This window comes from Rhizocola hellebori, assembly GCF_016862955.1.
In the GTDB taxonomy this organism is placed as follows: Bacteria; Actinomycetota; Actinomycetes; order Mycobacteriales; family Micromonosporaceae; genus Rhizocola; species Rhizocola hellebori.
The window spans coordinates 1-4,357 of record NZ_BONY01000168.1 but is presented as its reverse complement, the minus strand read 5'-3'; the positions used below and the strand labels follow the sequence as shown (position 1 = coordinate 4,357).

Genomic DNA, 4,357 nt, shown 5'->3' with positions numbered 1-4,357 from the left:
CGCCAGAATTACAGTGCCAGAATTGGAGCGCTTTGATGTTGACGATGTATTCGACCACCTGGTGTGGCTACTGCTTCCGTCTCAAGAGCCAGTTCGATCGCGAGGGCATCGCCTACAACGTGGTCGACATCGAGCATGATCTGGCCGCGGCCGAATATGTGATGAGCGTCAACGGCGGCAATCAGACGGTGCCCACGATCCGCTTCCCGGACGGCACGGCTCTGACGAACCCGACCATCCACGAGGTCAAGGCGAAGCTCAGTTAAGCCACTTCGGAGCGTCGAGGCGGACGACCTTGACCCGCTGCCGGCCGGAGCGCACAGCGCCCACGGATGCCAGAGCTTTGGCCAGCTGCAGCGCGGAGTCGAGGTTGTCGGCCTCGGCCACCTGGCGGCGCTGCTCAGGGGCGGTGCTCTCGTCGCGCAGCGGGGCATCATCGGAGAAGGAGGCAGCAACCTCCTCGGGGCCGAAGGACCTTACTTCAGTCCGGACGATGAGAAACCGCATGAGCTAACCCAAGTCCATTGGTAGAACTTCCACGTTGGCGTTGATGCAATGCTGGGACATTTCTACTGGTGGAATCAAGCAAGACTCCACGAACGGCGAGCAGCGCCGCCCGAACGGGTGACTGAGGGTGAGTAACGATCAGTGGAGCTGATCTTCCAGCCAGCGCTGTGACCGATCTGCGTCCAATGCCGATTCTCGTAACCAGTCGAATACCTGGGCGTAACGTCGCACGCTGTTTTGATCGCTAAGCACCAGCTCACGAGCGAGCGTCTCGACGACGACCGTCTCCGGATCCTCCGGATCCGCGAAGTGATATATCGAAAACCCTGTGTACGGAACGAAATTTGGGCCCACGATCGAGCAGTTCCGAAGTACGCGGATCGTCACGTTCGGTAGTGATGCCAGTGTCGCAAGATGGCCTATCTGAGTTGCACGGATCGCGGCCGTACAACCCCGGCCCGTGACCGCTTGCTCATCGACGATCGCTTCGTAGCGGGGAGCATCGGGATGGCGGCTGAGAATCGACTGCCGGCCCATCCTCGCGGCCACCTCCACGTCCACCGATGACAGCTCTGCACACGCCGGGGCTGACGCGATGCGCAGCCGCGCGTAGTCCGGCGTCTGCAGCAGGCCCGGCACGAGGCTCGCGCCGTACTCGAAGATGCGAGCGCTTCCCGCTTCGAGCTCGGCATAGCAGCGCTGACGGGCGGTCATCACCGGATAGGCGCGCAGCCACCGGCGCGTGTTGCCGGCGTCGCGGGCGATGGCTACCAACTGATCGCGGTCTCTTCCCCGTACCCCATAAAGGTCAAGAAGATCGAGAATATCGGCCAGATCGGGTCGGCTGCGGCCGTTCTCCAGCCGGGAAAGTTTGGACTTCGCCGCCCAGCCCACCTGCTCAACCACCTGATCACCGGTGAGGCGGGCTAACTCGCGCAGCCTGCGCAGCTCTGTTCCCAAACGCTGTCGCCGCACGGTAGGGCTGGAACCTCGGTGCACGTGCACACAAGTTAGGGCATCCTGACCCACAATGTCCGGTTGACACGCGGTCGGACTTGACAAAAGAGTTCTTTCGAAAGATATCCTTTGACACATGAGCGAGTGGCCCACGCGCGAGATCACCGATCCCACGATGCTGCGGGCGATGGCCCATCCGCTGCGGTTGAAGCTCCTCAACGATCTGGTGATCAACGGTCCTTCGACCGCCACCGAGCTGTCCGAAAGACATCAGGAGTCGGCCGCCAACTGCTCATGGCACCTTCGCCAGCTGGCCAAGTTCGGTCTCATCGAGGAGGCGGCCGACCTGCCCACCAAGGGCCGGAACCGGCCCTGGCGCTGGGTTCCGATGGGCAACCGGTGGGGCGACGCCAGCGAGTCGCCGGAGCTGAACATGGCCGGCGATGAGCTGATCACCCAGATGATGGGTTTCGAGTTCGCCGAACGCCAGGCCTGGGAGACGCGCAAGCGCAACGAGACGAAAGATTGGTACGACGCCTCTTTCGCCATTCAATCCATCGCCTGGATGACCGCTGACGAGCTCGCCGCCATCAACGAGGCGATCCGCGAGCTGCTCATGCAGCACGTCGAGCGCCTCGACGATCCCGCGAGCCGCCCCGAGGGCGCGCGGCCGATCCGTTTCATCGCTTGGGGAAACCCAGCCCACTAGCCGACAGGAGTGCACCCCCATGCGCAATGTCCTTCGCCGCCAAGACTTTCGGCGCTTGTTCGCCGGGCTCTTCTTCAGCATGACCTCCGAATCGGTCCTCCTGCTTGCCCTGGCCATCTGGGTCAAGGACCTGACCGGCTCCGACGGCATGGCCGGAGCGGCGATCCTCGCCGTCGTCGCGCCGATGGTGTTCGCACCCCTGATCGGTTTCGTGGTCGACCGGTTCAGGCGAAAACCCTTCCTCGTCACCGTGCTGCTGATGTCGGTGGTGCTGCTGGTCCCGCTGCTGCTCATCAACGGCCGCGATGACGTCTGGATCCTCTACGCGGTCGCCATGGGCTACGGGCTGTCCATGATCTCGGTGAGCGCCGCGCTGAACGGCCTCATCAAGGAGGTCATGCCCGAGGAGTTGCTCTCCGAAGCCAACGGCGCGCTGCAGACGGTCAAGCAGGGGCTGCGTCTGGTGGCGCCGCTGGCCGGCGCCGGGCTCTACGCCGCGACCAAGGGCTGGGGCCTCGCCGTGGCCGGGATGATCGGCTTCCTGCTCGCTGCTCTCATCATTTCTTCTTTGCGGGTACGCGAGGAAATGCCCCCGCGCTCGGAAATGCATTGGGTGGCCGAGGTTGGCGCGGGGGTCAAGCATCTGTTCACCACGCCGGGATTGCGCCGCGCGCTGATCGGCGTCTCCGCCGCGATCATCGTTTTCGGGTTCGGCGAGCCGGTCTTCTTCGCCCTCGTCGACCAGGGCCTGCATCGCGAGCCGACATTCCTGGCCGTGCTGGTTTGCCTGCAGGGAGTGGGCGGCCTGCTCGGCGGGCTTACCGCGGCGAGGCTGGTCCGCCGGGTGGGAGAGCTGGGCGCGCTTGGCATCGGGGTTGCCCTGCTCATCCCGATGCTCGTCACCAGCCTCACCCCGCGGGTGTGGCTTGCCTTGCCGTGCATGGTGCTCGGCGGCTTCGGGTTGCCCTACGCCATCGTCGGCCTGATGACGCTGCTGCAGCGCGAGACACCGCAGGAGATGATGGGCCGAGTGTCGGCCGCGATGGACGCGCTCATCAGCGCCCCGCAGGCGCTGGCGATCGCTTTCGGCGCCCTGCTCGTCGAGCTGATCGACTTCCGGGTGCTCTTCGCCGCCATGGCCGCGCTGGCGGTGGTCGCCGCGACCTACCTGTGGCTAGGCCGGCACCTCAGCCTGCCCTCAGAGCGTGTCGAGCCAGTGCAGGACGAGCCGGTACGAGATGGAGCTGCGGTTGGGCAGCCGGAAAGCGTCTGACACCCGGTCCTTGACCGCCCGCACCTCGTCGCGGGTGAACCAGCGCGCGTCGGCCAGCTCCTCCGGGTCGATGACGATCGGCTCCTGCGGATCGCCCAGCGCGGTGAAGCCGAGCATCAGCGAGCGCGGGTAGGGGTGGGGCTGGCTCCCGAAATACGTGATCTTCCGGATGCCGACCCCGGCCTCCTCAAAGACTTCCCGGGCAACAGCGGCCTCGGCCGTCTCCCCCGGCTCCACGAAGCCCGCCAGGGTGGAGTAGCGGCGAACCCCCTGCGCGGGCCACAGCGCGCCCGAACCGAGCAGAGCACGGCCCTCAGGCCCCGGGACGCCATCGTGGACAAGCATGATGACGGCCGGGTCTGTCCGCGGAAAGTGCAACCCGCCGTTGGCTTCCCGCCGCACCCAGCCGCCCTGCTCGATGACGGTCGGCTCACCCGTCGACGGCGAGAACCGGTGATCGGCGTGCCATTGCACCAACCCCAGCGCCTGGGCGAACAGGCGCCCGTCGCGGGGGCTCAGCTCGACGCCGACCTCGAACAGATGGGCCAGCTCGGCTTCTGGCTCCGGTTTCGGCTCGCCGACGACCGCGAAATAGGCGGTGCCTTCGCTGTCGACGCCGAGGAAGAACCTCTCCCCGGTCAGGCCGTCAGAGGAGATCAGGATCAGCTGCTTCTCCCTGACCAGGGCGCGTCCCTCACTGGTCACCATCAGCACGCTCGCGCCCTGCCACGCCTGCGCAAGCCACTGCTGGTCGCCGCGGCGCTTGGCCGCCCGATCGAGGGCAGGCCACGACCCGGCAAGCCCGGCCGCGGCCGCATCAAGCTGCTCTTCGCTGATCGCCCTCTCCCTTCACCCGAAAGCAGCTTGCAGCGCCGCGCCGGTGTCTGGACTGAGCGATCATGAAAGCGCTG

The 4,357-nt window shown here is 65.8% G+C and carries 6 protein-coding genes; 3 read left to right on the top strand and 3 right to left on the bottom strand.

From position 1 onward, the window contains the following. Positions 1-35: 35 nt before the first annotated feature. Complete coding sequence (locus Rhe02_RS49155) at positions 36-266, top strand: mycoredoxin (RefSeq protein ID WP_203915504.1); 231 nt, start codon at positions 36-38, stop codon at positions 264-266. Here Rhe02_RS49155 and Rhe02_RS49150 read toward each other — a convergent pair. Both Rhe02_RS49150 and Rhe02_RS49145 read right to left on the bottom strand, forming a co-directional pair. Beyond that, a complete protein-coding gene (locus Rhe02_RS49150; RefSeq protein ID WP_203915502.1) occupies positions 259-507 on the bottom strand; it encodes a hypothetical protein in 249 nt (82 codons plus the stop codon). The two genes, Rhe02_RS49155 and Rhe02_RS49150, sit on opposite strands and share 8 nt — an antisense overlap. A gap of 138 nt (positions 508-645) precedes the next feature. Next, entirely contained in the window at positions 646-1,467 is an 822-nt protein-coding gene (locus Rhe02_RS49145) for a DUF5753 domain-containing protein (protein WP_203915501.1), read from the bottom strand. Between the two features lie 133 nt (positions 1,468-1,600). On the opposite strand from Rhe02_RS49145, the gene Rhe02_RS49140 reads away from it, so the two are divergent. Then, on the top strand, positions 1,601-2,173 hold the full coding sequence (locus Rhe02_RS49140) for a winged helix-turn-helix domain-containing protein (RefSeq protein ID WP_203915500.1): 573 nt from the start codon (positions 1,601-1,603) through the stop codon (positions 2,171-2,173). Positions 2,174-2,192: 19 nt separating this feature from the next. After that, positions 2,193-3,446 (top strand): MFS transporter, encoded by a 1,254-nt coding sequence (locus Rhe02_RS49135; protein ID WP_203915499.1) that lies wholly within the window; start codon positions 2,193-2,195, stop codon positions 3,444-3,446. On the opposite strand, the gene nudC is transcribed toward Rhe02_RS49135, so the two are convergent. After that, positions 3,372-4,154 carry an NAD(+) diphosphatase gene (gene nudC / locus Rhe02_RS49130; protein ID WP_203915503.1) on the bottom strand — a complete coding sequence of 261 codons (783 nt, stop codon included), beginning with the start codon at positions 4,152-4,154 and terminating at the stop codon, positions 3,372-3,374. The genes Rhe02_RS49135 and nudC overlap by 75 nt on opposite strands. Between the last annotated feature and the right edge of the window lie 203 nt (positions 4,155-4,357).

Excerpts from the sequence above, each read along its gene's own strand:
- Rhe02_RS49155 (WP_203915504.1), top strand. The coding sequence starts at position 36 with ATGTTGACGATGTATTCGACCACCTGGTGTGGCTACTGCTTCCGTCTC.
- nudC (WP_203915503.1), bottom strand. The coding sequence starts at position 4,154 with ATGGTGACCAGTGAGGGACGCGCCCTGGTCAGGGAGAAGCAGCTGATC.
- Rhe02_RS49140 (WP_203915500.1), top strand. The coding sequence starts at position 1,601 with ATGAGCGAGTGGCCCACGCGCGAGATCACCGATCCCACGATGCTGCGG.
- Rhe02_RS49150 (WP_203915502.1), bottom strand. The coding sequence starts at position 507 with ATGCGGTTTCTCATCGTCCGGACTGAAGTAAGGTCCTTCGGCCCCGAG.
- Rhe02_RS49135 (WP_203915499.1), top strand. The coding sequence starts at position 2,193 with ATGCGCAATGTCCTTCGCCGCCAAGACTTTCGGCGCTTGTTCGCCGGG.